General features: G+C 59.7%; 21 protein-coding genes. 17 read left to right on the top strand and 4 right to left on the bottom strand.

Features of this window, described 5'->3' with window-relative positions:
* The first annotated feature begins 79 nt into the window (after nucleotides 1-79).
* The 7 genes from KKY_RS05745 to KKY_RS05775 all read left to right on the top strand — a co-directional run bounded on the left by KKY_RS05745 (nucleotide 80) and on the right by KKY_RS05775 (nucleotide 7,332).
* Nucleotides 80-1,129 (top strand): TRAP transporter substrate-binding protein, encoded by a 1,050-nt coding sequence (locus KKY_RS05745; RefSeq protein ID WP_014130373.1) that lies wholly within the window; start codon nucleotides 80-82, stop codon nucleotides 1,127-1,129.
* 10 nt (nucleotides 1,130-1,139) lie between these two features.
* Entirely contained in the window at nucleotides 1,140-1,661 is a 522-nt protein-coding gene (locus tag KKY_RS05750) for a TRAP transporter small permease (RefSeq protein WP_014130374.1), read from the top strand.
* A gap of 150 nt (nucleotides 1,662-1,811) precedes the next feature.
* On the top strand, nucleotides 1,812-3,134 hold the full coding sequence (locus KKY_RS05755) for a TRAP transporter large permease (RefSeq protein WP_014130375.1): 1,323 nt from the start codon (nucleotides 1,812-1,814) through the stop codon (nucleotides 3,132-3,134).
* 251 nt (nucleotides 3,135-3,385) lie between these two features.
* Nucleotides 3,386-4,381, top strand: a complete 996-nt coding sequence (locus KKY_RS05760) for a Bug family tripartite tricarboxylate transporter substrate binding protein (protein ID WP_014130376.1) — start codon at nucleotides 3,386-3,388, stop codon at nucleotides 4,379-4,381.
* 61 nt (nucleotides 4,382-4,442) lie between these two features.
* Nucleotides 4,443-4,949 (top strand): tripartite tricarboxylate transporter TctB family protein, encoded by a 507-nt coding sequence (locus KKY_RS05765; RefSeq protein ID WP_014130377.1) that lies wholly within the window; start codon nucleotides 4,443-4,445, stop codon nucleotides 4,947-4,949.
* Complete coding sequence (locus KKY_RS05770; protein WP_014130378.1) at nucleotides 4,949-6,460, top strand: tripartite tricarboxylate transporter permease; 1,512 nt, start codon at nucleotides 4,949-4,951, stop codon at nucleotides 6,458-6,460. Before KKY_RS05765 ends, KKY_RS05770 begins: the two co-directional genes overlap by 1 nt.
* 53 nt (nucleotides 6,461-6,513) lie before the next feature.
* Entirely contained in the window at nucleotides 6,514-7,332 is an 819-nt protein-coding gene (locus KKY_RS05775) for a shikimate dehydrogenase family protein (protein WP_276324471.1), read from the top strand.
* A gap of 191 nt (nucleotides 7,333-7,523) precedes the next feature.
* Here KKY_RS05775 and KKY_RS05780 read toward each other — a convergent pair whose 3' ends face one another.
* Genes KKY_RS05780 through KKY_RS05790 form a run of 3 tightly spaced genes read right to left on the bottom strand, consistent with a single transcriptional unit; the run spans nucleotide 7,524 to nucleotide 10,284 of the window.
* Complete coding sequence (locus tag KKY_RS05780; RefSeq protein WP_014130380.1) at nucleotides 7,524-8,561, bottom strand: trans-3-hydroxy-L-proline dehydratase; 1,038 nt, start codon at nucleotides 8,559-8,561, stop codon at nucleotides 7,524-7,526.
* 56 nt (nucleotides 8,562-8,617) lie between these two features.
* Nucleotides 8,618-9,241, bottom strand: a complete 624-nt coding sequence (locus tag KKY_RS05785; RefSeq protein ID WP_014130381.1) for a helix-turn-helix domain-containing protein — start codon at nucleotides 9,239-9,241, stop codon at nucleotides 8,618-8,620.
* A gap of 35 nt (nucleotides 9,242-9,276) precedes the next feature.
* Nucleotides 9,277-10,284, bottom strand: a complete 1,008-nt coding sequence (locus tag KKY_RS05790) for an Ldh family oxidoreductase (RefSeq protein ID WP_014130382.1) — start codon at nucleotides 10,282-10,284, stop codon at nucleotides 9,277-9,279.
* A gap of 313 nt (nucleotides 10,285-10,597) precedes the next feature.
* Here KKY_RS05790 and KKY_RS05795 point away from each other — a divergent pair, with 313 nt between their 5' ends.
* From KKY_RS05795 to KKY_RS05830, 8 genes are all read left to right on the top strand, one after another.
* Nucleotides 10,598-12,184: an ABC transporter substrate-binding protein gene (locus KKY_RS05795; protein WP_014130383.1), complete on the top strand. Its 1,587-nt coding sequence runs from the start codon at nucleotides 10,598-10,600 to the stop codon at nucleotides 12,182-12,184.
* A 21-nt stretch (nucleotides 12,185-12,205) separates the two neighbouring features.
* Nucleotides 12,206-14,227: a hydantoinase/oxoprolinase family protein gene (locus KKY_RS05800; RefSeq protein ID WP_014130384.1), complete on the top strand. Its 2,022-nt coding sequence runs from the start codon at nucleotides 12,206-12,208 to the stop codon at nucleotides 14,225-14,227.
* Nucleotide 14,228: 1 nt separating this feature from the next.
* On the top strand, nucleotides 14,229-15,953 hold the full coding sequence (locus tag KKY_RS05805) for a hydantoinase B/oxoprolinase family protein (protein ID WP_014130385.1): 1,725 nt from the start codon (nucleotides 14,229-14,231) through the stop codon (nucleotides 15,951-15,953).
* A gap of 68 nt (nucleotides 15,954-16,021) precedes the next feature.
* Complete coding sequence (locus tag KKY_RS05810; protein WP_014130386.1) at nucleotides 16,022-16,867, top strand: ABC transporter permease; 846 nt, start codon at nucleotides 16,022-16,024, stop codon at nucleotides 16,865-16,867.
* 10 nt (nucleotides 16,868-16,877) lie between these two features.
* Entirely contained in the window at nucleotides 16,878-17,879 is a 1,002-nt protein-coding gene (locus tag KKY_RS05815) for an ABC transporter permease (protein ID WP_014130387.1), read from the top strand.
* Between the two features lie 4 nt (nucleotides 17,880-17,883).
* A complete protein-coding gene (locus KKY_RS05820; protein ID WP_014130388.1) occupies nucleotides 17,884-18,897 on the top strand; it encodes an ABC transporter ATP-binding protein in 1,014 nt (337 codons plus the stop codon).
* Nucleotides 18,894-19,874, top strand: a complete 981-nt coding sequence (locus KKY_RS05825) for an ABC transporter ATP-binding protein (protein WP_014130389.1) — start codon at nucleotides 18,894-18,896, stop codon at nucleotides 19,872-19,874. The genes KKY_RS05820 and KKY_RS05825 overlap by 4 nt, the downstream gene beginning before the upstream one ends.
* Before the next feature lie 10 nt (nucleotides 19,875-19,884).
* Nucleotides 19,885-21,054 (top strand): M20 aminoacylase family protein, encoded by a 1,170-nt coding sequence (locus tag KKY_RS05830; protein WP_014130390.1) that lies wholly within the window; start codon nucleotides 19,885-19,887, stop codon nucleotides 21,052-21,054.
* A gap of 60 nt (nucleotides 21,055-21,114) precedes the next feature.
* Here the strand turns inward: KKY_RS05830 and KKY_RS05835 are convergent, their stop codons facing one another.
* Nucleotides 21,115-22,023 carry a LysR family transcriptional regulator gene (locus tag KKY_RS05835; protein ID WP_041528610.1) on the bottom strand — a complete coding sequence of 303 codons (909 nt, stop codon included), beginning with the start codon at nucleotides 22,021-22,023 and terminating at the stop codon, nucleotides 21,115-21,117.
* 92 nt (nucleotides 22,024-22,115) lie between these two features.
* On the opposite strand from KKY_RS05835, the gene KKY_RS05840 reads away from it, so the two are divergent.
* Both KKY_RS05840 and KKY_RS05845 read left to right on the top strand, forming a co-directional pair.
* The gene (locus tag KKY_RS05840; protein ID WP_041528611.1) at nucleotides 22,116-23,627 is read left to right on the top strand and encodes a sulfatase; all 1,512 of its coding nucleotides are present in this window, start codon (nucleotides 22,116-22,118) and stop codon (nucleotides 23,625-23,627) included.
* A 49-nt stretch (nucleotides 23,628-23,676) separates the two neighbouring features.
* Complete coding sequence (locus KKY_RS05845) at nucleotides 23,677-25,026, top strand: ABC transporter substrate-binding protein (protein WP_244404049.1); 1,350 nt, start codon at nucleotides 23,677-23,679, stop codon at nucleotides 25,024-25,026.
* Nucleotides 25,027-25,070: the final 44 nt, after the last annotated feature.

Here is a 25,070-nt window from a genome sequence, read left to right on the forward strand (position 1 = left end):
CGCTATCCGGCGGGCATTGCAGACCAGCGTGTTGTTCCGCGGGAACGCCGCAATTTTATTGGCTTTTGGGAGGTTCAGTATGAAAAGAAGTTACGCTACGGCTCTTGCCGGAATGAGCGCGCTGATCGCGTCGACAGCGATGACATTCCCCGCTTTCGCGCAGGCCGAATACACCTTCACCCTGCATCACTTTCTGGGGCCGACGGCTCCGGCGCAGACGCAGATGCTCGAGCCCTGGGCCGAGCGTATCGAAGAAGCTTCCGATGGCCGCGTCGACATTGAAATCTATCCCTCGATGTCGCTCGGCGGCACGCCGGCCGAACTGATCCGCCAGGCGCGCGATGGCGTCGTCGACATGATCTGGACCCTGAACGGCTATTCGCCCGGGCTCTTCCCGCGCACTGAAGTGTTCGAACTGCCCAATGTCCACACCAACGATCCCATTGCCACAAATCTGGCGATCGCTGAGTTGTTCGATGAATATCTGGCCGAAGAACATGTGGGCGTTCAGGTGCTGTTCCAGCACGTCCACGCCGGACAGGCAATCCAGACAGTTGATACGCCGATCCATACCCCGGCGGATGTGGCGGGGCTCAATCTGCGTATCCCGACGCGCACCAGCGCGTGGGTCGTCGAGGCTCTGGGCGGCAACCCGGTTTCCATGCCGGTGCCCGATTTTCCGCAGGCGCTTTCGCGCGGCGTTGTCGACGGTGGGCTCATTCCCTGGGAAATCATTCCAGCCCAGCAGCTCCAGGATTTGACCGATTACCAGATCGAACTGGCCGACAAGGGCCGTCTGGGTGCCAGCGTCTTCCAGGTCTCGATGAATCTCGACCGCTGGAATTCGCTGCCTGAGGATATCCAACAGATATTCCTCGACAATTCGGGCGAAGACTGGCTGCGCGAAGTGGGCCAGATCTGGCGCGATATCGACGAGGCGGGCATCGCCATTGCCACCGAAGCGGGCAATGAGCACATCACCCTGACCGAAGAGGAAAGCGCTGCCTTCATCGAGGCCGTCGAGCCCGTGATCGGCCGCTGGGTCGACGAAGTCGGCGGGCAGGGGTCAATCGATGCCCAGGCCATCGTCGATGCCGCTCGCGCTGCCATTGCTGAGAACGCTCAGTAGGGAGCTCCAAATGACGACGACACCCATTCCATTGAAAATTGTCGATTTCATTCGAACGATCACCAAATACTGGGCTCTGCTTGGCGGTGTGTTCATCCTGGGTGTCGTCGCCATAAATGTTTACAGCATCGCGCTGATTATCCTGTTCGGCCGCCCATTTCCTGGCGTTTATGAATTGGTTCAGATCGGCGCGGCGGTCGGCATGTTCATGTTCCTGCCCTACTGTCAGATCAGCGGAGCGAATGTAACGGCGGACATCTTTACCTCGGGCATGCCTAAAAAGGCTGTTGCTGCGCTCAGTGCGCTCGGTGCGCTACTGGCGCTGGCCCTCGCCGTGCTGCTGCTCTGGCGGATGTTTTTCGGGCTCGAAGATCTGATTGAATATCGGGAAACAACGACAATTCATCAGATACCGCTCTGGTACGGTTATGTGCCCATTCTGGTGTCGCTGGCGCTGGTCGCACTGGCCGCTTTCTCGAACATTGTCCAGGCTCGGTACGGCATCATCCCCGAAGAGATCGAGGGCGCCTGAAGGCGGGGCGGGAGCCGTGAAGGGCCGCTTCCGTCATGCCCGCGCGGCCACCGGGTCAATTGCGGTGGATACTGAGAAATCATTGAAAATTGAGCGCTTTAGCGGCGCATGCGCAGTCCGTGAGCGGGCGCGTGGATAAGGTTGCAAACAATGGGACATGAACTGTTGACCGGTGTAATTGGATTGGTCGCACTTGTCGGGCTGATCGCGATCCGGATACCGATAGGCTACGCCATGGCCTGCGTCGGCATAGCGGGCATTCTTGTGCTGTCCGGCCCGGCCATCCTGCTATCTCAGCTCAAGTCGCTGGCATACGGCACGTTTTCGAACTACGACATGTCAGTCGTTCCGCTTTTTATCCTTATGGGGCATTTCGCCAACAAGGCGCATTTGTCTCATGGATTGTTCAGGGCAGCCAACGCCTGGCTTGGACGTTTCCGCGGTGGCGTCGCCATGGCCGCCATTGCCAGTTGCGCTGGATTTGGGGCGGTTTCCGGCTCCTCGCTGGCGACAGCCTCGACAATGGGGCGCGTGGCGCTGCCCGAACTCCGGCGATATAATTATTCGCCGGCCCTGGCGACTGGTACGCTCGCGGCTGGCGGCGTCCTTGGCATTCTCATTCCGCCCTCGGTCGTCCTCGTGGTTTACGCGGTGATCGTCGAGGCCAATATCGTCAAGATGTTCTCCGCGGCACTCGTGCCGGGTCTGATGGCGGTCCTTTTCTTTATCATCGTCATCATGATCTACACGGCGGTCAGGCCCGATTCCGGCCCGCGCGGAGAGGCGGTCGATCGCAAGGAACTCCTTGCCGCATCAATCGGGGTCATTCCGGTCGTTGTGGTCTTCGGCCTGGTCATCGGTGGGATCTACGCCGGCTTCTTTACGCCGACGCCGGCTGCCGCTATCGGCGTATTTCTTGTCTTTGCCTATGGTGCCGCAAGGCGGTTCATCGGCATCAAGGATGTCTTTGAAGCCATACTCGAAACGGCCAAATCGGCCGGCATGATCTATGTGATCCTGCTCGGGGCCGAACTTCTCAAGATTTTCATGTCGCGCGGCGGCGTTCCCCAGGCTGCGGCCGAGATGATGGTCAATTCGGGCCTTTCGCCGATGTTGATTCTTGTCCTGCTGTTGCTGGCCCTTATCATCCTGGGATGTCTTATGGACTCGCTGTCCATGATCCTTCTTGTGATGCCGTTCTTTTGGCCGGTCGTTGCCCAGCTCGATTTCGGCATGAGCCTTGACGATACAAAGATCTGGTTCGGTATCCTTGCGCTGATCGTGGTGGAGCTTGGCTTGATAACACCGCCGGTGGGGATGAATGTCTTCGTCATCAACTCGATGGCCAAGGGTGTTCCCATGATGGAAACCTTCAAGGGTGCTTTTCCCTTCTTTGCCGTGGAACTGGTACGCGTCGCGCTGCTGGTTGCTTTCCCGGCAATCGTGCTCTTCTTTCCTGCATGGCTGGGATAGGCAGACTTCAATGATCGCGTCAAAAAGGGCAGCCGAGGAAGCGGCTGCCCTTTTTGCGTTCTCCAACCGCTGTTGTGGGAAACGGTCGAGGCGCGGGTGAACTCGACTGGAGCAATCTCGGCGAGGCATGCATAACAACATGTTATATCTTTGTTATAAGTAGATATTTGTGTTAGTCGACCACGGCGCGTAGTGTGAGCGGTGGATACGGCCTGAAGCCGCTTCCACGCTTTTCTTTTGGGAGGATTGGTATGTTCAAGAAAGTATTGATGACGGCGGCTGCAATGTCGCTGGTGGCCGGTGCAGCATCGGCCCAGGACTTCCCCGAGCGCGAACTGCTCGGTGTCATCATGTGGGGTGCCGGTGGGGCGACCGACGTGGTGGCCCGTGCCGTGCCCCCGGCAGCCGAGGAGGCGCTTGGTGGCTCGATCGTCATGCTCAACCGAGCTGGCGCTTCCGGCGCGATAGCGACGACCTATGTCGCAACCGCACCAGCAGACGGTTACACTCTGCTCTACGGTGCGGAAAATCCGCAGCTCTACGGCGTCACCGGTCTGAGCGAGCTCGATTATGCCGACTTCTATCCGGTCAACATTCTTGGCCGCGGTGTTGGGGTTATCGTGACGGCGCCCGACGCACCCTGGGATAGCTTTGCCGAGCTGGTCGCTGACGCCCAGGAACGTCCCGGCGAAATCCGCATGGGGTCGACCGGACCGGGCGGCATTCCTTTCACCATTGGCGCCATGCTTTCGACCGTGGCCGAGTATGAAGTTACCGCCGTTCCTTTCGAGGGCGAAGGCCCGGGCCTTACCGCCCTGCAGGGCGGTCATATCGACTACATGCCGGTAGGGGCTTCGGCCGCAGCCGATCTGATTGAAGCGGGCACGGTCAAGGCGCTTGCCGTGTTCGACAATCAGGAAGTCCCGGCCCTCCCGGGCATTCCGCCCATCACCGACGAATTCCCCGAGCTTGACGCCCAGCTTCCCTGGGGACCGTTCTACGGCGTGTTCGTGCGTGCCGATACGCCCGACGACATCAAGCAGGAACTGACCGAAGCCTTCGAAGTTGCTGCGAACACATCGGACTTTCAGCGGTTGATGGCGGAACGTTCCAATATCGTGATGAACATCTCGGGGGCTCGCGCGGCCGAATTCCTCGCTCAGTGGCAGTCCTCGACGGCATGGGCCCTCTACGACGCCGGCGCCGCAGAGCGCTCGCCCGAGGAGTTCGATATCCCTCGCCCTTAATCAGCTACATATCGATGCCGCGCATGGTCTATCCTGCGCGGCATTTTTCAGGGAGGACCAAATGACCGAGTCGGAAACGGAGCTGGCAAAGCCCATCGTGAGTTATGTGAGTATGCCAGGGGCGTTCGTCTTTTCGCTTCTGGTGCTGGCTGTCTCACTCGTCCTGTTCCAGCAGGCATGGACCATAGCGGGAATTCAGTCGTTGTCCTCAGCCGGCGTGTTTCCCATGCTGGCCGCTGGAACAATGGCCGTGTCAGGGCTTTTCATCGCGGTAAAGAGCTTCCGGGAGCGGCGCGCCGCCCGTAAAAAAGACGGAGCGGGCAGTCTGGGCGAGGTGGTTACGCTTCCGATCGCCATCTTTGCTGCCATGATCGTCGCCTACCTGTTCGTTCTCCAGCCTCTCGGCTTCATCGTATCGTCCTATCTGTTCCTGCTGGCGGGAACCGGCTTTCTCTACCGCAAGCGGTTCGTCATGCTTGCCTTGATCAATGCGATTGTTGTGGCGGTGGTCTATGTGGTCTTCCGCTACGTCTTTGTGGTCGTCCTGCCGCGGGGAGTTTTCTTCTGATGGAAAATTTTTCCTATTTCCTCATGGTCTGGGCCGATCCGCGGCTTATTCTGCTGACAGCAGCAGGCACCTTCGCCGGCATCTATATCGGTGCAATCCCGGGCTTGTCGGTGACAATGGCTGCCTCCATCCTGATTTCATTCACCTTCAGCTGGGACACCAACAGTGCGCTCGCCCTGATTTCGGGCGTGTTTCTCGGCGGGGTTTATGGCGGATCGCGCACGGCGATCCTGCTCAATATTCCCGGCGCGCCATCGGCGGTTGCCACCGCTCTGGACGGTTACCCGATGGCTCAGCGCGGCGAGGCTGGCCTGGCCATAGGGCTGGGCACGATCATGTCGGTTATCGGGGGCTTTGTCGGGATCATCGCACTTGCGGTCGCGGCTCCGCTCATCTCGCGGTTTGCCCTGTGGTTCGCCCCACGCGACTATATGCTGCTTGCGATGATCGGCATCCTGCTCGTGGGCTCGCTGGCCTCGTCCTCGCTCGCCAAAGGCATTTTTGCGGCAGCTCTGGGCGTTGTCATCGGCCTTGTGGGGATGGATCCGATGACCGCGCAGGCCCGCTTCACCTTCGGCAATTTCAGCCTGATGGGCGGCATTTCCTATGTGGCAGCCATGATCGGCTTTTTCGGGGTCGCCGAGGTTCTTTATCAATTGCGTACCCTTGATGCCGCGGTCGTGCGGCAGAAGGTCGACAAACTGCTTCCGGACTTTTCCCTTGTAAGGAAATACCTGCCGCTTTCCCTGCGCTCGTCCGCGATCGGGGTCACGATCGGCGCCCTGCCGGGCACTGGAGGGGATATCGCAGCACTGATGGCATACGATCAGGCGCGTCGCACCATCAAAAAGCCATCCCATCCTTTCGGGCAGGGAGCGCAGGAAGGTGTCGTCGCACCCGAGGCTGCAAACAATGCTGCCGTGGGTGGAGCCTATATTCCCATGCTTACGCTTGGCATTCCAGGCGACGCGGTAACCGCGATCATTATCGGGGCGCTCTATATTCACGGCTTGCGACCGGGACCGCTGCTGATGACCGATACGCCGCACCTGTTCTGGTTCGTCGTGGGCAGCCTGACCCTCGCCAACATTTTCCTTCTGGTTTTCGGCCTGTCAGGCATTCGCCTGTTCGCCAAGATCGTGGAACTGCCCAAGGGCATCATCTTGCCGCTGATCGTGGTTCTGGCCGCCGTAGGAACGTTCGCCGTTCAGAACAATATTACCGACGTCTATTGGATGATGGCCTTCGGAATCCTGGGTTATTTCCTCAAGGTATATGGGTTTCCGGTGGCGCCGATTATCCTGGGAATCATCCTGGGTCCGCTGATGGACCTGTCCTATCGCCGTTCCATAATCTCGGTTCGCGACGACCCGGTGCACTTTGTCGGGGAGTTCTTCACCAGCCCACTTTCGGCCGTACTTTTCGTGGCGTTCGTGCTGCTGATCCTGAGCCAGACCAGATGGTGGGGCAAGCTCTGGGCCGGCCGATCCAGGACTGACGCTGCGGGGTAGGGTGGCGGGCACTATCGCCTGCCGCCACGCCGACGAAACACAAAGAGCAAATGATGATTACCGGGACTACCCGTTTGCTGCCCCTTGTTGGACATCCGGTTGCGCAAGTGAAGTCGCCACCGGCGTTCAACGCCCATTTTTCACGGTCCGGCGTCGATGCGGTGATTTTTCCGGTCGATGTCGAACCTGACGCGGCAGAGCAATTTTTTTCCAACCTTGCCGGCTGGAAGAATTGTATTGGCTGCTCGGTGACCATGCCCCACAAGCAGCGGGCGTTTGCCAGGGTCGATATCCGCACCGAACGGGCCGAAATGGCCGGCGCCGTCAATATCATACGCCGCAACGCAGATGGCACACTTGTGGGTGATATGACCGATGGTCTGGCCATGGTGGCGGCCCTCATTGCGGCGGGTTTTACGCCGGCAGGTGCCCGCGCGCTGGTCGTGGGCGGCGGCGGTGGGGCAGGGTCGGCGATCGCGCTGGCGCTCTGTGAGGCCGGGGTGGAAGCAATGACAATCCTGGAAACGGATCGGGACAGGAGCGCAGCGATCACCGCACGACTCGGCACCCGGTTTCCGGGCATAGATTTCTCAACGGAAAAGCCACCAACTCAACCGGTCGACCTCGTACTCAATGCAACGCCGCTTGGTATGAAGCCCAATGACTCATTGCCGGTCGACGTGCAATTTTTGTCCTCCGGCACATATGTGGCCGACGTGGTTACCGAGCCGGTTGAAACGGTCCTTCTTGCCCGGGCCCGCGCCCAAGGCATGCCGACCGTATCGGGGCTCGACATGGTCCACTGGCAATTACCGTTCCAAATGGCACATCTCCATCTGCCCGGCTGGCCGCAGGATGGACAAGCGGCATGAAGCCAGGTTCGCCACCGAATTAGAGCGCTTCCAGGATAAGTGGGTACCACTTATCCGGTTCGGAAGCGCGACAAAACAAGGACTTAGAGCAATTGAAGCGATTCCAAGAAGCGCTGAAATGCTGTAGTGAGTGGCGATCGGCTTGAAAGGCCTGCGCCAATTGCCCCGACGCGGGTTGCCGAGTCCGGGCTTCAGCCCGGTGTTCCTGCCGGCCAGGTATCGCCGATGCGATATCCCTCCGGCCATGGATCGGACGGATCGAGCATAAGTTGCTTGGTTTCGGTTATCCACGCGCGCCCGGAAATAGACGGGATAATGGCCGGGCTACCCCCCATGGTGGTTTCGCGTTCGATGCGGCAGGCAAAACGGCTGCCAATAATCGAGACGCCATGAAACGCCTCGCCAACTGAAAGTTCTCCGCGTGCATGAAGAACGGCCATGCGCGCCGAACAGCCCGTGCCGGTTGGCGAGCGATCGAGTTTTCCCGGCTCGATGGCGACCGTATTGCGACCGGTCTTTACGCCATCGATTTTTGCGACCGGCGCGGTGAACTGACAAAATGAAATATGGGACCAGTCGGGGTTGGTGGGATGAACAAAGCCAAGCTGCTCGGTGGCGGCGCGGGTCAGTTTCATGCCCATGCTTGCAAGATCATGCGCCTCGTCGGGAACAAGGGAAAAGCCCAACTGTTGGGCATCGACCAGAACAAAACTGTCGCCGCCATAGGCGGTGTCGACGCGCAGAGAGCCTACCCCTTCGACCTCGATCACCGCGTCGAGCTTTGCCGCAAAGCTTGGGTGGTTCGTGACACGGATCGATGTGGCCTTGCCGTTCTCGCACGCCGCCACGACTTCGATCAGTCCACCCGGCGCTTCGAGAAAGAAGCGGGTTTCAGGTTCGGTCATTTCAATAATGCCGGTATCGAGGAGAACGGTTGAAACGCAGATCGAGTTTGACCCTGACATTGGCGGCGTGTGAATCGGCTCCATGATGATCCAACCCATCGCCGCACGCGGATCCTTGGGTGGAACCAGGAGATTGACATGTCGGAAAACGCCCCCACGCGGCTCGTTGAGCACGAAATTGCGCAAACGGTCGTCGGTGGCGATCCAGCGTGCCTGCTCCCAGATCGTCTCGCCGGGCGGTGGAGCATATCCTCCAACGATGACGTCACCGACCTCTCCTTCGGCGTGACAGCCCACCACATGGATGACTTTGGACGAACGCATGGATTAGGCAACTCCGTTTGGGACGTGGTTTGAATGTGCAGGCGAGGCTTGGGAGGTCACCCCTTGAGGGGTTCGACGACGCGCGAACATATCCAGAGCACCTCAGCGTCCTCCTCGGAGGCCTTGATGAGCGCGTGGCCCATAGTGCTGTCGAAATAGCAGCTATCGCCCACCGCAAGTCGAGTGGGTGAATAAAATTGCGTGTGGAGTTCGACCTCCCCCGAGAGCACGAAAACGAACTCCTCACCGGGATGGGAGAGCATGCCTTCAAATCGGGCAACCGAGTTCGCCTTGATCTTGGCCCTGAGCGGCACGAACTGCTTGTTTGCCAGATCGGTACACAGCATCTGGTAGTCGTATTGCGCTGTATCGAGCGGAACGCCGTCTCCGGCGCGCGTTACCGTTCTCCGCCCGCTGACAGTGGTGGTTTGGCGCTCCGAAAAGAGATCGGCTACGTCCACGCCCAACCCCTCGGCCAGACTGAGAATCGTATCGTAGGTGGGCGACATCTGCCCGTTCTCGATCTTGGATAGCGTCGAGGGTGCCAGGGCACACCGCCGGGCCAATTCGTTGAGGGTAAATCCGTGGCTTTGTCGCAAATGGCGCAATGTTTCGGCGATGGAGTATTGCGGCCGACGCTGCGCGCCTTTCTCGGATGGCTTGGGGAGGGTGCTGTTCATGAGCTCAGCCGCTGTCCTGTCTATTTGTTCAAGTTTTAGGCTATTGCCAATGTCCTGAGACTAGCAAGGTCTTCCTCGGTAATGGGTATGCCGTTCTGCGCCGTTTGGGCACGAATTTCCGCACGCCTCTGGCCAGGAAGGCGTGAAACGCCCGCTGCCTGCATCGCTGTGATCAATCCATGAGCTCGCCGGTCGAAAGCTTCTCCGGCGCCATATGACGGGTCGATCAGGATTATCAGTTGACCAGTATGCGGGGTTTGCGCGCCCTGGTGCCCGGACCAGTCGAACTCAAAGGAAAAATGCCCGCCCGTCAGAGCAGCGCCCAGCAATTCCACCATCATGGAAATCGAGGAGCCCTTATAGCCGCCAAATGTCAGCAGGGCACCGCCATCCAGAACGGCCCGGGGGTCGTTGGTCGGCTTTCCGTCCCCATCGACCCCGGAATCGGGTGGCAGGGTGTGCCCCTTTCGAGCCGCGATCTGCACATCGCCATTGGCCATGGCCGAAGTCGCGAGGTCGAAAACCATCGGTTCGCTGTTCTCGACCGGCGCCGCAAAGGCAAAAGGGTTTGTGCCGAACACCGCGCTCTTGCCATCGAACGGCACGGTGCAGGCAAAACTGTTGACTGCGCTGATCGCAATCAGGCCCTCGCGGGCAAACGGCTCGATGTCGGGCCAGAGTGCGCTTAAATGATGCGAGTTGCGGATCGCCAGAACAGATATGCCGGCTTGCCGGCTCTTGCTTATCGCCAGATCGCGCCCGCGCGCCAGTGCGGCCTGGGCAAAGCCATTTCTGGCATCGACCCGGCAAAACGATGGCGCCACATCTTCGACTTCAGGCGTGGCCCTGCCATCGACCCAGCCTGTGTTCAGGGAGGCTACGTAGCCCGGCATGCGGAAGATGCCGTGGCTGTATGCTCCATCACGCTCGCACATGGCGCAGTTCTCGGCCAGAATCGACGCAACGACCCTGTCCGTCCCGTGGCGCAGGAAGATTTTTTCGAGAAGTCCCACGAGTTCTGCGTAGGCGATGGTTGTGGACACGAGGTGCTCCGGTAGAGAATATTTCCGATACGAAATATAGATTGATTTCCAACCAACGTGCAAGAGGGCGAAATTCGACGTCGTGCTTTAAGGGGATACGCATAACATGCCCAAAATTTAGGCTGTTAGCACGTAATTTCGTCAAATCTGGATTGGTAAAAAAGTTGGAATTGGTCGATTGACAGTGCAAAAGATGCATGTACTATCGGAAATATAGTTTCCTTTAGGTGCACTCTTGAGGGGCGTTGAGGGTGCGCAGCGTAGCGATACGCACATGTCATCAATGACGCCCGCATATCGAAAGGACATTCGAATGCGCATCGGAAACATCGGAAAATTGTCGCTTGTCGCGGGGCTGCTTTCGTCTCTCGCCATAGTGGCGTCGCCAGCGCTGGGACAGAACTCGGAGCTGGTGGTCAACAGTGCGGTCGCGCCGAGTACGCTCGATCCAGCCTGGGCCTGCGGATTGCAGGAAATCAGCTTCCTCCAGAATTTCTATGTACGCCTTACCCAGTACGGAACGGCGGAAGGTCCTGAGGGTACCCGCGTTGTCGATTATTCGACAGTGGAGCCGTATCTCGCCGAGTCCTGGGAGGTCAGCGATGACGGGCTGGTTTACACCTTCCACCTCAAGGACGGTTATACATTCGAGGGCGGCGCGCCGGTCGATGCCGAGGCAGTGCGCTATTCGCTGCAGCGCGTCCTCGACATGGCCGGTTGCGGGCGCTTCTTTCTGACTGACGGGCACATCGACCCGGTCATCATCGATGCGATCGAGGTCGTCGATCCGCTCACTCTGACCATCACGCTCAATAAGCCCAACGGCAACATGCTGGGCGATCTGGCGACCCACGCGGCGTCGATCGTCGATCCGTCGGTCGTTGAAGCCAATGGTGGCGTGGTCGCGGGGCAGCCCAACGAATTCATGGCCGCTAACGTGACCGAGTCCGGCCCGTTCCTGCTTGAAGCCTACTCCGCCAATCAGAGTGCGCGCATGGTAGCGAACCCCGAGTTTGCGGGAGAGGCCCCGGCGTCGGATGCGATCAGCGTCAACTGGATCACGGCGGCACCCACCCTGCTGTTGCAGGCGCGCACAGGGCAGGCCGATATCACCTTTGGCCTGGCCAAGCAGGCGGTTACAACGTTGGCCGGCAACGAGGGCACGCGTGCGATTGCCTATACCAATCCGTTCGTGCAGCAGATGATGTTGCCGAACACCAAGGCGCCCTGGGATAATCCGCTGTTTCGCGAGGCTGTTGCCCATGCCGTGCCCTACGAGGACATCGTGGAGCGTGTCGCCTATGGTTATGGCACGCTTTATTACGGCCCAATTCCCCCCAGCCTTCCCGGATACAATGCCGAACTGAGCCAGCCCATCCCCTTCGATCTTGATCGCGCCAGAGAACTGATCGCCGAAAGCGGCGTGGCTACGCCTGTCGAAATCGAGGTGATGATCCAGGAGGGCGATGCGACCCAGCAGCAGTTGGCGACAGTGCTCCAGAGCACATGGGCTGACCTCGGTATCAACCTCAACATTCGCGTGGCACCGGCCGCCGAATTCCAGGATCTCTCGCAGGGCCATCAGGTCCAGTCCCTGATGCGGCTCGATGGGCCGGGCGTATTCGAAGTCGGCTACTATTGGGGCTACGACGCCATTTGCGACAACTCCAACAATCTCACCGAATATTGCAACCCCGAAGTCGACGAACTGGTCGATCAATTGCGCGCTTCATCGGATGAGGCAGAGCGTCAGGCGATCATGGACCAGGTGACCGAAATCTGGCGGTCGGAATATCCCAAGATCCTGTTTTTCGAGGACCAGCCGGTCGTCGTGCTGAGCGATGCGGTGACCGAGTTCACGTTCTCGCCGCTGCCCGACTATCGCTATTGGGCAAAATAGACTTTCCAGGAGAAAGAACGAATGGCAACGCGTATTGGTGTCGATATTGGCGGCACGTTCACTGACCTCGTCTATTTCGACGAGCGGACGGGCAAGACGGCTGAAGGCAAGGTCCCCACAGTGCCTTCCGCGCCAGAGGAGGGGGTCGTGCACGCGATCACCAGCCATGTACCTCAGGATATCATCGAGGAAGCCGAGTTCTTTCTCCACGGAACCACAGTCGGCCTCAACGCTCTTCTGGAGCGTCGGGGCGCCAAAGTGGGCCTGATCACCACCACCGGCTTCCGCGACGTGCTCGAAATTCGTCGCGGCGACCGGGCCGAAATGTACAATCTTTTCTGGAAGCAGACCGAACCCCTGGTGCCCCGACGCCTGCGACTTGAGGTGGATGGGCGCATGCTGGGCAATGGCACCGAGTACCGGCCCCTCGATGAGGGCACCGTAAGGGTTGCCGCGAAAAAACTGATCGCCGAAGGTGTCGATGCGGTCGCGGTCAGCCTGATCAACGCCTACGCAAATCCCGATCATGAACTGGCCGTCGAACGTGTGTTGCGCGACGAAGGTTTTGAGGGCGGCATTTCGCTATCGCACAAGATATCGGGTGAATACCGCGAGTATGAACGCACCTCGACGACCTGTATCGATGCGTTTGTGCGTGGCCGCATGTCGAACTATCTGCGCCGTCTCGATGGCCGGTTGCGTGAACTCGGCTTCAAGGGCACATCGCTGATCACCCGGTCCGGCTCCGGTTCGATGACTTTTGCCGAGGCTGAGGATCGCCCGTTCGAGACCATAATGTCCGGTCCGGTCGGCGGTGCGCAGGGGGCCAGTGAACTGGCTAGGATGCTCGGCATCAAGGCTTTGGTGACCGCTGATGTTGGTGGAACCAGCTTCGATACGGCCCTGGTGATCGACGGCCAGCCCCAGGTGCTGTTCGAGGGCATGATCGACAACATGCCGATCCAGAGCCCCTGGGTGGATGTCCGCTCGATCGGGTCTGGCGGCGGCTCGATTGCCCACATCGATCCGGGCGGCCTCATGCGGGTCGGACCGCGGTCGGCCGGCGCCGTGCCGGGGCCTGCCTGCTACGGCAAGGGTGGCACCGAACCGGCGATGACCGACGCCGCAGCCTGGCTGGGAATGCTCGGGCCGGGCGATCTGGCCGCCGGTATTCATCTCGATATCGAAAAAGCCAGATCAGCGCTCGAGGCGGTCGGCACTCATATCGGCCAGGATGTTGAGGCGACTGCTGCGGGGGTGATGCGCATATCCTCGGCGGCGATGGCCAATGCCATGCGTGAGATCTCGCTCGATCAGGGTCTCGACCCGCGCACCATCACCCTTGTGCCTTTCGGCGGTGCCGGACCTCTGATGGGTACGCTTCTGGCAGACGAGCTCGAAATGAACCATGTCGTGATCCCGCCTCTGGCAGGGAATTTCTCGGCTTGGGGTCTTTTGGGAGCCGACATGGTGCAGTCAGCCGCCCGCACCCGCGTAATCGACTTCGTTCCCGGCGCTCTGGAAGAGGTGAATGGCGTTCTGGACGAACTTTTTGCAACGCTGACGGAGCGCAGCGCGGCCCACGCCAACCATGCTGTGCGGTCGGCAAGGCTGGATCTCCGCTACAAGGGGCAGGAGCACACACTCTCGATCGAGGTGGCGGTGAAGGATGGCGCGGTTAGCGAGGACGAAAAGATCATCCTCGAGCGGTTTGTCGCCGAGTATGCGCGCACATTCGGCGGCACCATGAACCAGGACGTTGAACTGGTTTCAGTGCGGGCCAGCACGACGGTACCGCTGCCGCGCCGCGACCTGAGCTACGCGCCCAGGCATCCGGACGGCAAGGACGATCGCGTCATGGACGTCTATTCGTTCGAAACCAAGGCGCGCGTGCCGTTCAGGATCATTCCCCGGAGCACGATTTCGGGCAGGGTCAAGGGCCCGGCGATCATAACGGAAGAAACGACGACGACTTATGTCGACGTTCAATGGACAATCTCGAACGGCAAGGCGGGCGAGATCATTTTGGAGCGGACCCACTGATATGGCAAAGAGACACGAACCAGTCGTCCACAATGCGGGCAAGTTCGGCCGGATGACCGAAACCAGGGCCGATCCGATCACCACCGAAGTGATCCGTCACGCGCTCAATTCCGCGGCAAATCAGATGAAGCGGGCGCTGATCCGCACCTCGTTCTCGCCGATTATCTACGAAGTCCTCGACTTTGCCGTGGCCATCTACGACAAGGAAATCCGGCTTCTTTCCCAGGCGCCATCGCTTCCGATGTTCATGGGCACGCTGTCCTTCTGCATCAAGGAAGCGGTCAAGGCCAATGGCGGACCCGAAACCCTCAATCCGGGCGACGCCCTGATCTACAACTGGCCCTTCGGCACTGGCTCGCACCCTCAGGACATGGTCATCATCATGCCGGTGTTCTTCAACGATGAAGAGTTGATCGGTTATACCGCGATCAAGGGCCATTGGCTCGATATCGGCGCCAAGGACCCGTACTGCACCGATACGACGGACGTCTTCCAGGAAGGCGTGATTTTCCCGGGGGTCAAGATCTACAGGGAAGGTGTCCTCAATGAGGATATCTTCCGCATGATCATGGCCAATACCCGCGTTCCCCAAATGGTGCGGGGCGATCTCGACGCGCAGGTCACCGGTTGTCGGGTCGGTGTCAAATCGCTCCTCGAGGTCGTCGAGCGCTTCGGGCTTGAAACCTATCGCGCGGCAGTCGACGATATGTTCGACCACGGTGAACGCATCGTGCGGTCCTATTTCGAGAAGATTCCCGACGGCCGCTATGTCGGCAAGGGCGAGATGGACAATAATGGTGTCACCAAGGATCGCATCCCCTTCGAGATCGTGCTCGAGGTCAAGGGTTCGGACGTGGTTCTCGACTTTTCCGGCGTGCCCGACGAGCAGGTCGGACCGACCAACTCGCCGCTTCCCACGACGATTTCGGCCAGCCGCGTCGCCATCACCATGCTGGCGGGCTATGGCGAGGCGCCCCATGAGGGCCATTTCCGCGCCCTTAAGGTCATCACCCGCCCCGGATCGATGTTCGATCCCCTGCCGCCGGCGCCGTCCTTCATCTATGGCTGGCCAGGATTGCAGTCCATTGAGGTGATCTACAACGCTGTGGCCAATGCCATGCCCAAGGCCGTTCCGGCTCAGTCGGGTGGCTGCATCTGTTCGCTGGTCGCCTGGGGATTGCGCGAAGAAAACCGGGAGCCCTGGGCCGACGGCACGCCCTTGCCCACGGGGCAGGGGGCCTGGGACGGAGGTGATGGCGGCATCATGCTTCACATCGCCGAATCCGCGACCCGCTTCACACCGGCCGAGGTTTGGGAGCAGCGCAACCCCTGGATCGTCGAACAACTGGCATTGGCCGACGATTCTGTCGGGCCGGGAAAGTGGCGCGGCGGTCCGGGGCTCAATCTCGATATCCGCATGACCGAGGATACCCTGATTACAACAGTGTTCGAACGGTCCCTCAACGCCCCTTGGGGTCTGTTGGGTGGCAAGGAAGCACGGCCGAACAATTGCTACGCACAGATGCCGGATGGTGAAGTGCATTCGATCGCCAAATCGACGCACTTCCACATGCCAAAGGACTCCATTCTGCAAATGAAGACCGGCGGGGGCGGTGGCTATGGTGATCCGTCCGAACGCCCAATCGAAAGTGTCCAGCGCGATGTCGAGGATGGCTACATGACCGAGGCTTATGCCCGGAAGCATTATCCTCACGCTTTCGCCTGAGCCCATCAGCAGGAGCGCGGCGGACCCTCCGCGCTCCTGGAACGACAATTGTTGAGAGGACGGATTTGGTGCGACGATTTCTTGCCCGACTGGCCCATGACCGGGAACTGTTCTTTGGAGTGACCATCCTCGGCGTCATCGTGTTCCTCGCACTCTTCGGCCGCCTGCTATGGCCCCTGGATCCGCTCCGGGTCGATATCCTCAACTCCCTGATGCCCCCGAGCCCGGAGCACCCGATGGGCACGGACGATGTCGGGCGCGATGTCTTCGCACGCTTCATCCAGGGCGCGCAGGTCTCGATCGGTGTTGCCATCGGGGTCACAATCGCCGGAACGCTGATCGGGGGCACTCTTGGCCTCCTTGCCGGACTTGTGGGCGGATGGTTCGATGCGGTCATCTCGCGCGTCATGGATGCCATCCTGGCTTTTCCACCGCTCATTCTCGCCATGGCCGTTGCCATTGGCCTCGGCCCGGGCGTTGTTTCGGCCGCTATCGGGGTGATCCTGGCCGCCATACCCTGGTATTTCCGGTTGTTGCGCAGCGAGGTCTTGCGGTTGCGCACTCTGATGTATGTGGAATCCGCTCAGGCTCTTGGCGCTTCGAACCTGCGCCTGATCCGGCTTCATATCCTGCCCCAGACGACGTCGACCATTTTTATCCAGGCCTCCTCGGTCTTCAGTTTTTCCATCCTGACACTCGCTGCCCTCGGTTTTGTGGGGCTTGGTATTCAGCCTCCGGTCCCCGAATGGGGGACCATGATCACCGAAGGGCTCGCCTTCGCACTGACCGGGCAATGGTGGCTCGGCTTTTTCCCCGGCCTGGGTATCTTCATGCTCGCGGTATCGGCCAATCTGATTGCCGACAGGCTGCGTGACATTTACGACCCCAAGTCGGGCGCGCGACTGTCAATCTAGGAGCGGCCAGATGATAAACTTTCTTCTTGGACGTATCGGGTCCGCCCTCATTACCGTCTTCGGGGCTTCGATACTGGCCTTCGTCGTTCTGCGTGCCGTGCCAACCAACCCGGCCCGCCTGATCGCCGGCCCCTTCGCCAATGACGAAGTGATAGCTGCCATCACGACCCAACTCGGTCTCAATAAACCCCTTGTCGTGCAGTATTTCGATTATGTCGTTTCGTTCTTCTCGGGCGATTGGGGTTTTTCCTACAGTGCCGGCCAGCCGGTTCTGTCCCAGATTGTCCAGCGCCTGCCTGCCAGCGCCGAACTCGCGCTTTATGCTTTCGCTTTTGCCTTTGTCGGCGCGGTGCTTCTTACTGTTCTGGTGAGCTTTCTCAAATCGAAATGGCTCGATGGGCTGTTGCGGCTCTTTTCCTTTATCAGTGTCGGAATTCCCCCATTCTGGTTGGCACTGTTGTTCCTGATGGTGTTTTTCGAACAACTGGGCTGGTTTCCCGGGCCCGTGGGGCGTGGCCCGGCACCCGCCGATATCCGCACCGGATTTTATACGTTCGACTATCTTCTGGCGGGCAATCTGACCGGATTTTCGACGGCATTCCATCATCTGGCACTTCCAGCTCTGGCGCTGGCGCTCGGGCCACTGGGGTATCTGGTGCGCCTTTTGCGGGCCAACCTGCTCGACGTCGTCAGTGAACCCTTCGTCACCGTCCTGCACGCCAAGGGGGTGGCGCCGATCTCGACCCATTTCCAGCACATCCTGCCCAATGCCTTCCTCCCCACGCTAACGGCCGGCGGGCTTATCCTCGCCCAGCTTTTGGGGGGCAGCGTGCTTGTCGAGCGGATTTTCGTCTGGCCCGGCATCGGCACGCTGGTGATCGATGGCATCCTGCGCCAGGACTATGCGGTGGTGCAGGCATTCATCATGCTCAGCGCCATCATCTATATCGGCGTCAATCTGCTGGTCGACATTCTCTACGGCTATGTCGATCCGCGCGTGCGCAGGAGTTGAGGCCATGACCAATCCCGCTGCAATGCCGCTGCTTGAGGTGGAGGGCCTCAAAACCTCGTTTGCGACCCCAAGAGGAACCGTGCGCAGTGTCGACGACGTGTCGTTTGCTATTCCCGCCGGCAAAACCCTCGGTGTCGTCGGGGAATCCGGTTCCGGAAAATCGGTGACATCGCTGTCCATCATGCGCCTCGTCGGACGCGGTGGCGGCAGCATCGACGGAGGGACGATCCGGCTCAACAAACCCGGCACGCCGGGTATCGATATCCGGGCTCTCGATGAAAAGGCCATGCGCGCGGTCCGCGGCAACGACGTCGCGATGATCTTTCAGGAACCCATGACCAGTCTCGACCCGGTCTGGTCGATCGGAGCGCAGATCATGGAGGCCATTAGGCTTCACCAGAAATTGTCGAAGAGGGAAGCTCGAGAGAAGGCCATCGAAATGCTGCGGCTGGTGGGCATTCCAGCACCCGAGAGCCGGGTCGACGATTTCCCCCATCAGCTCTCGGGAGGCATGCGCCAAAGAGTGATGATCGCCATTGCGCTATCGTGCCGGCCCTCTCTGTTGATCGCCGACGAGCCGACGACGGCGCTCGATGTGACCATTCAGGCCCAGATTCTCGATCTCATCCGCCGCCTCCAGAAAGAGATCGGCATGTCGGTATTGTTCATCACCCACAATCTCGGCGTTGTGGCGGAAATCGCCGATCGCGTGGCGGTGATGTATGCGGGCCAGGTGGTCGAGGAAGGACCGGTGCGCACGATATTTTCCACCCCCCGCCACCCCTATACGGTGGGCCTGCTCAAATCCATTCCCAATCCGGGTGTGAGGTCCACATCGCGCAAGCTCGAGACGATCGGCGGCACACCACCCGATCCCCTGGATTTGCCGAAAGGCTGCCGGTTCGCGCCGCGCTGCCCGCTGGCCATTGATGCCTGTCGCGAGGTGCCGCCGCCCTTGTTTGACGTGGGCGCCGATCACGGCGCGCGATGTATCCGTTGGCAGGAGGTCACTCAATGAATGCGAATACGCCCCTGCTGGCCGTCAGCCATCTCTCCAAACGCTTTCCGGTCAAGGGCCGGCCTTTTTCGCGCGAGAAGCGCCAGGTTCACGCCGTCGACGATGTGAGCTTTACCATAGCCCGCGGCGAAGTCGTCGGGCTCGTTGGGGAGTCGGGGTCGGGCAAGACAACGATCGGGCGCACCATAATGCGGCTGACCGACCCTACCGAGGGCGCGATCGTTTACGAAGGCACCGACATTGCCGGGCTTCCCGGGCGCGAAATGATGGCGTTCCGGCGCAAGATCCAGATGGTGTTTCAGGACCCTTTCGCCAGTCTCAACCCACGTCGGAAGGTGGGTGAACTGATCGCGGAGGGCATGGAAATCCATGGCATCGGTACCCGCAGAGAGCGCATGGCCGAGGTGGCGCGGCTGCTCGACCTCGTCGGCCTTCCCACCGACGCCGCCCAGCGGTTTCCGCACGAATTTTCCGGTGGTCAGCGCCAGCGCATCGGTATCGCCAGGGCGTTGGCTGTTGCGCCGGGCTTTATCGTGGCTGACGAACCGGTTTCGGCTCTTGACGTGTCGGTTCAAGCTCAGGTGCTCAACCTCTTGCAGGACCTGAAGGATCAACTCGGTCTCACAATTCTTTTCATCGCTCACGATCTGGCCGTGGTTGAACATTTTTGCGACCGGGTGATCGTCATGTATCTGGGGCGCATCATGGAGATCGCCCCGCGCGACCGGCTCTACGCATCTCCCAAGCATCCCTATACCGAAGCGCTGCTGTCGGCGGCTCCGGCACCGGACCCGGACAGGCAGGGCAACCGGATCGTTTTGGAGGGAGACATCCCGAGCCCCATCAATCCGCCTTCGGGGTGCGTGATGAGAACACGCTGCCGTTACGCGCTTCCCGAATGCGCGCAAATCCGCCCGGAACTGCGTGAGGTTGCGCCCGGCCACCTCAAGGCCTGCATCCGCGACGATATCCTCTGAAGGTCCAGCTATGCCGATCATCAATTCCATCACCGAAATGCATGATGACATCGTCGCCTGGCGCCGCGATTTTCATGCTCATCCCGAATTGCTCTACGACGTGGATCGCACGGCAGGCAAAATTGCGCAGCTTCTTGAAAGCTTCGGCGTCGACGAAGTCGTTACCGGCATTGGCCGGACAGGAGTGGTTGGCGTTATCCGCGGGCGCGCTCCCGGCCGATCCATCGGTCTAAGGGCCGATATGGATGCGCTGCCGATCAATGAGGCGACAGGCTTGTCTCATGCCAGCACGACACCGGGGCTGATGCATGCCTGCGGCCATGATGGCCACAGCGCCATGCTCTTGGGGGCGGCCCGACATCTGGCCCTGACCCGGAATTTCGACGGTACGATCATGGTGATCTTCCAACCCGCCGAAGAGGGCGGAGCGGGCGGATTGGCCATGGCCGAAGACGGGCTGTTCGAGCGGTTCGGCATCGAAGCCGTCTATGGCATGCACAATCTGCCCGGCTTGCCCGAAGGCAGTTTTGCAACCTGCCCGGGCGCCATCATGGCTTCGGCCGACGAATTCGATATTGAGATCACCGCCAGGGGTGGGCACGCCGCCTGGCCCCATGAGGCCGTCGATCCCGTGCTCGTTGCCGGTCATATGATTACGGCGCTTCAGTCGATCGTCGCGCGCAATATCGATCCGCTCGCTTCGGCTGTAATTTCCACAACCCGTATGGAATCTGGAAGCGCCTATAACGTCATCCCCGGTACCGCGCGGCTGTCGGGAACGGTTCGCACGCTTGCCCCCGAGACGCGCGACACGGTCGAGGCCCGGATGAATGCCGTAATTACGCACATCGCCAGCGCCTTTGGCGCTTCGGCAAAGCTCGATTTTCGCCGCGGTTACCCGGTAACGGTCAACGATGCCGACCAAACCCGGTTTGCCTGCAAAATTGCCCAGAACATCGTGGGCCCGGAAAACGTCAACCCCGATCTCGCGCCGATGATGGGCGGCGAAGATTTCGCGTTCATGCTCGAACGCCGCCCGGGCGCCTATGTCTTTATTGGCAACGGCCCAACTAGCGGCCTGCACACCGATACCTATGATTTCAACGATGAAATCATCCCCGTCGGCGTCAGCTATCTGGTCCGTCTGGGCGAGGCTGCTGCCTCCGGGCGAACCGTGTAAAAGGCCAGTCCTGGAGACCTTTTCGCTCGCGTTCGCCAGGTTCGTCCGCAAGTTTTGAAGTTATTGCGCGTCCGGTCCAACCGTTGATTTGAGGCCCCGGATCAGCGCGACGATGGGTGCGAATGTCGCGGCGGACCGATGATAGGTTATGCCCGTCGTAATGCTCCAGCGAAAATCAGGAAGGATGATTTCCCTCAGGGCATCGTCGAAGCTTTTGGCCAGCGGCACAGGCATGCAGGCAAGAAATTGGTGCTCCACAATCATTTTACGAGCGATCTGCAATGAGTGGGAGGCGAGGGCAAGGTGCGGCGGTGGCAAGCCGTGACGATGGAAGTAATTGTCGATCTTGGCATTGGCCAATTGCCCACTGAACAGGCTCAGCCAGGGGAATTTTGGCAAATCATCGAGTTCATGCGTGTCTTTCTCAAAGAGAGGATGATCTGCCGAGGCAAAGACGGAGTTTTCCTGTTCGTATAATATTTCCGTTACAAAATCCCGACCGAGCGGTGCCGTCTCATCCGAAATTCCTCCTGCATAGGCGCGCAGATCGCCGGATTTGAGCTGTGGGAGGAGGTCAGAGCCGACCCCGGTGGATACCGAAATGGTCAGTCGCGGAAATCGCCGCCGCAGGTCGGCGAGAATACTCGGGAAATACACAGCCGAATAGACGGGGCCGGCGCCGATGCGCAATTGGCCAAAGCCGCCATTGCCACTGGCCTCGAGTTCGACAAGCGAGGCGTTCCAACTCGCCTCGATGGAGCGCGCATGTACGTGAAGCACCTCGCCGGCGTCCGTCAGCCTCACACCCCTGGGCATACGCAGGAACAGGGCCGTGCCGAATTCGGCTTCGAGTTGCAGGATCGACTTGGTTAGAGCCGGTTGGCTTATGTTCAGGCTTCTCGCAGCAGCGTGGTAGCTGCCATGCTCCGCGATCGCCAAAAAATGCTGCAGCCGCCAAATATGGTGCATGGTCACAGCGATATCCTCCGGTTATCGCATCGCCGGCCAACGCTATTAGTCCATTGCGCCCCGCTTGTATAGCCTGTGTATGGGAGGATGGCATGCGCTTGGTTTTCGTACTGTTCGACTCGCTCAACCGCGAGGCAATGGGCTGCTATGGCGGAACGGCCGTTCCGACGCCCAATTTCGATCGCCTGGCCAATCGCGCGATCACGTTCGACAACCACTACGTTGGTAGTCTGCCCTGCATGCCTGCGCGTCGAGACCTGCACACCGGCAGGCTCAACTTCATGCATCGCTCCTGGGGTCCTCTTGAGCCATTCGATGACTCGATGCCTGAAATTTTAAAAAAATCAGGTGTTTATACGCATCTGGTTACAGACCACTTCCATTACTTTGAAGATGGCGGAGCGACCTATCACAACAGATATTCCAGTTGGGATATGGTGCGTGGTCAGGAATACGATCCATGGAAAGCCATGGTCGAGCCGCCTGTCGATAAATTTGCCCGTGAGTATTCCTCCAGGCATTACAACGGGCCCGAGCAGGCCAATCGCCGACAACATCAGGTCAATCGGGAGTTTGTCCGATCGGAGGCCGACTTTCCCGGCCCGCAATGCTTTGATCGGGCCTTCGAGTTTCTCGATACCAATCGCGGTGCCGACGATTGGATGTTGCAGATCGAGTGTTTTGACCCCCACGAGCCTTTCCATGCGCCGGAGAGATTCAAGCAACAATTCGGTTCGGGCTACGACGGACCGATTCTCGACTGGCCCAAATACGCTCCGGTTGCGGAAACCGACGCTGAAATCGCGGAAATCCGCGCAAATTACGCGGCGCTTGTGGCCATGTGCGATGAGTATTTCGGCAAGCTGCTCGACTATTTTGATGAGCATGCGCTTTGGGATGACACGGCGCTGATCGTGACGACCGACCACGGATTTCTTCTTTCGGAGCACGACTGGTGGGGCAAGAACGTGACGCCCTATTACGATGAGATTTCCCATGTGCCGTTGATCGTCCATGATCCCCGCATGCCGCAGAGGGCAGGAACGCGATGCAGCGCTCTGACCCAGACGCCCGATCTGATGCCCAGCATTCTCGATTATTTTGGCAAACCCGTTCCTGCCGATGTTCGGAGTCGATCGATCTTTGCTGCAATCGAGGATCCGCAACCCGGCCGCTGCGTTATGTTCGGCATGTTCGGCGGCCCAATAGGGATCACCGATGGGCGGCACACCTATTTCCACTATCCACCCGACCTTGATGACCCGCAGTTGCGCGAGCACACTTTGATGCCGACACACCTCAAGGGATTTTTCGATGCGGAGGAATTTAGGGGGGCAAAGCTTTTGTCGGCACTGCCGTTTTCCAAAGGCATGCCGGTCTTGTCTTTGCCGGCGCTGACCACGGCCCGCCGCCCGCCCGGAGCTTACCGCGCTCTGTTTTCCAGCTTTGCATCGGCGCTTTACGACAACGATGCCGATCCCGGACAGCTCGATCCGATCGATGACGATGCGGTCATGGAGCGGCTGCGCACCAACATGTGCGTGCAATTGGCCGAATACGGTGCCACGGACGACTTCATGGCGTGGGCGGGTTTGGCTCAGTAGTCGAAAAGGTCGGCATCATGCCGGCCGCTTGAAGAGGAGGAGAGGTGAAATGCGTTTGGATAATTTTGTGAGGCCCCTGGTTCGGGCGCGCTATCAAATCGCGTGCTCGGTATTGGCTCTGGGGATGGGCGTTTCCAGCCCGGCCCTGTCACAACAGGCAGATACGCTGCGCATACTGATCAACCAGTCGCCCTGGTTGAATGCCTTCATCGCCATGGTCGACCGCTATGAGGATGAGACCGGTGTGCGCATGGAACTCGATGTAACGCCGTTTGCCGGCATGCTCGAGAAAACGCGGAACTCGCTGCGCGCCGATAGCGGGCAATATGATATCGTCAATCTCAACTCGGCCGGCATGGCGGAAATCTATGCGGGTGGCTTTCTGACGCCGCTAACGGAAATCGATCCAGAGTTTGCGCTCCCCGAGGGTGTCCTTGGATTTGGTGGCTCCGCTTATTGGGGTGAAGATACCGACAGCTTCGATCCGGAAGGCGGCGATCTGCTCGGCGTGCCGACAAACGGCAACGTCCAGGTTCTCTATTATCGCAAGGATCTTTACGAAGAGCTTGGTCTCGAGGTTCCCGACACCTGGGAAGAATTGATGGCCAACAGCCTGGCCCTTCACAACCCGCCGGAACGCTACGGTTTCGTTCCTCGCGCCGCGCGTGATTCCATTCTTTATAACTTCACGCCCTACCTTTTCAGCCATGGAGCGACATTTTTCGCCGATGCGGCGGGCGGCGATTACTCTATCGCCTTCAACAGCGAGGAAGGTCTGGCCGCACTCGAAACCTACATCGCTCTGGGTGCGGAAGCCGGCCCGCCAAATCCGGGATCCATCGCGCAGGCCGAACTGATCCAGATGATGGCCACCGGCCGCGGCGCACAGGCGATTGCAGTGGTGGCTGCCGTTGCCGATCTCAACAACCCCGACAGTTCGGCCGTGGCCGGACAGATTGGCACCGCGTTAATACCCGCCGGACCGGATGGTTTGCGCTCTTCGGCAGCAGGACATTGGATGGCGGCCATTCCGCGCAACGTTCCGGAGGCCAACCAGCAGGCGGCGCTCGATTTCCTTGCATGGTTCATCGAACGCGAAATGCAGATCTATTACGTTCAGTCGGGAGGCGTGCCGATCCGCGATGATCTGACCGGCAGCGAACTCGATGAGGACCCTGCTTTCGAGTTCATCGAGGCATTCTCCGCAAACGCAAAAAACGCGCAGATGAACATGCCGCTCGTCGAAGGGACCTTGCTCAAGGACATTATTTCGCTCCATCTCAATCTTGCCGTCATCGGTGATGTCAGCCCACGCGAAGCGCTCAATGCTGCGGCTGCGGAGGCGCACCAGGCGCTTGTCGACGCGGGATACGATGTGACGCCCCCGGGCGAACTTTAACCCGAGCAGTTGCCCGGAGCTTTTCGCTCCGGGCAAACCCCAAC

It is taken from the genome of Pelagibacterium halotolerans B2, from assembly GCF_000230555.1.
In the GTDB taxonomy this organism is placed as follows: domain Bacteria; phylum Pseudomonadota; class Alphaproteobacteria; order Rhizobiales; family Devosiaceae; genus Pelagibacterium; species Pelagibacterium halotolerans.

What these genes read in the sequence shown, in the direction of transcription:
- KKY_RS05745 (WP_014130373.1), top strand. Translation starts at nt 80, where the DNA reads ATGAAAAGAAGTTACGCTACGGCTCTTGCCGGAATGAGCGCGCTGATC.
- KKY_RS05750 (WP_014130374.1), top strand. Translation starts at nt 1,140, where the DNA reads ATGACGACGACACCCATTCCATTGAAAATTGTCGATTTCATTCGAACG.
- KKY_RS05755 (WP_014130375.1), top strand. Translation starts at nt 1,812, where the DNA reads ATGGGACATGAACTGTTGACCGGTGTAATTGGATTGGTCGCACTTGTC.
- KKY_RS05760 (WP_014130376.1), top strand. Translation starts at nt 3,386, where the DNA reads ATGTTCAAGAAAGTATTGATGACGGCGGCTGCAATGTCGCTGGTGGCC.
- KKY_RS05765 (WP_014130377.1), top strand. Translation starts at nt 4,443, where the DNA reads ATGACCGAGTCGGAAACGGAGCTGGCAAAGCCCATCGTGAGTTATGTG.
- KKY_RS05770 (WP_014130378.1), top strand. Translation starts at nt 4,949, where the DNA reads ATGGAAAATTTTTCCTATTTCCTCATGGTCTGGGCCGATCCGCGGCTT.
- KKY_RS05775 (WP_276324471.1), top strand. Translation starts at nt 6,514, where the DNA reads ATGATTACCGGGACTACCCGTTTGCTGCCCCTTGTTGGACATCCGGTT.
- KKY_RS05780 (WP_014130380.1), bottom strand. Translation starts at nt 8,561, where the DNA reads ATGCGTTCGTCCAAAGTCATCCATGTGGTGGGCTGTCACGCCGAAGGA.
- KKY_RS05785 (WP_014130381.1), bottom strand. Translation starts at nt 9,241, where the DNA reads ATGAACAGCACCCTCCCCAAGCCATCCGAGAAAGGCGCGCAGCGTCGG.
- KKY_RS05795 (WP_014130383.1), top strand. Translation starts at nt 10,598, where the DNA reads ATGCGCATCGGAAACATCGGAAAATTGTCGCTTGTCGCGGGGCTGCTT.
- KKY_RS05800 (WP_014130384.1), top strand. Translation starts at nt 12,206, where the DNA reads ATGGCAACGCGTATTGGTGTCGATATTGGCGGCACGTTCACTGACCTC.
- KKY_RS05805 (WP_014130385.1), top strand. Translation starts at nt 14,229, where the DNA reads ATGGCAAAGAGACACGAACCAGTCGTCCACAATGCGGGCAAGTTCGGC.
- KKY_RS05815 (WP_014130387.1), top strand. Translation starts at nt 16,878, where the DNA reads ATGATAAACTTTCTTCTTGGACGTATCGGGTCCGCCCTCATTACCGTC.
- KKY_RS05820 (WP_014130388.1), top strand. Translation starts at nt 17,884, where the DNA reads ATGACCAATCCCGCTGCAATGCCGCTGCTTGAGGTGGAGGGCCTCAAA.
- KKY_RS05825 (WP_014130389.1), top strand. Translation starts at nt 18,894, where the DNA reads ATGAATGCGAATACGCCCCTGCTGGCCGTCAGCCATCTCTCCAAACGC.
- KKY_RS05830 (WP_014130390.1), top strand. Translation starts at nt 19,885, where the DNA reads ATGCCGATCATCAATTCCATCACCGAAATGCATGATGACATCGTCGCC.
- KKY_RS05835 (WP_041528610.1), bottom strand. Translation starts at nt 22,023, where the DNA reads ATGCACCATATTTGGCGGCTGCAGCATTTTTTGGCGATCGCGGAGCAT.
- KKY_RS05840 (WP_041528611.1), top strand. Translation starts at nt 22,116, where the DNA reads ATGCGCTTGGTTTTCGTACTGTTCGACTCGCTCAACCGCGAGGCAATG.
- KKY_RS05845 (WP_244404049.1), top strand. Translation starts at nt 23,677, where the DNA reads ATGCGTTTGGATAATTTTGTGAGGCCCCTGGTTCGGGCGCGCTATCAA.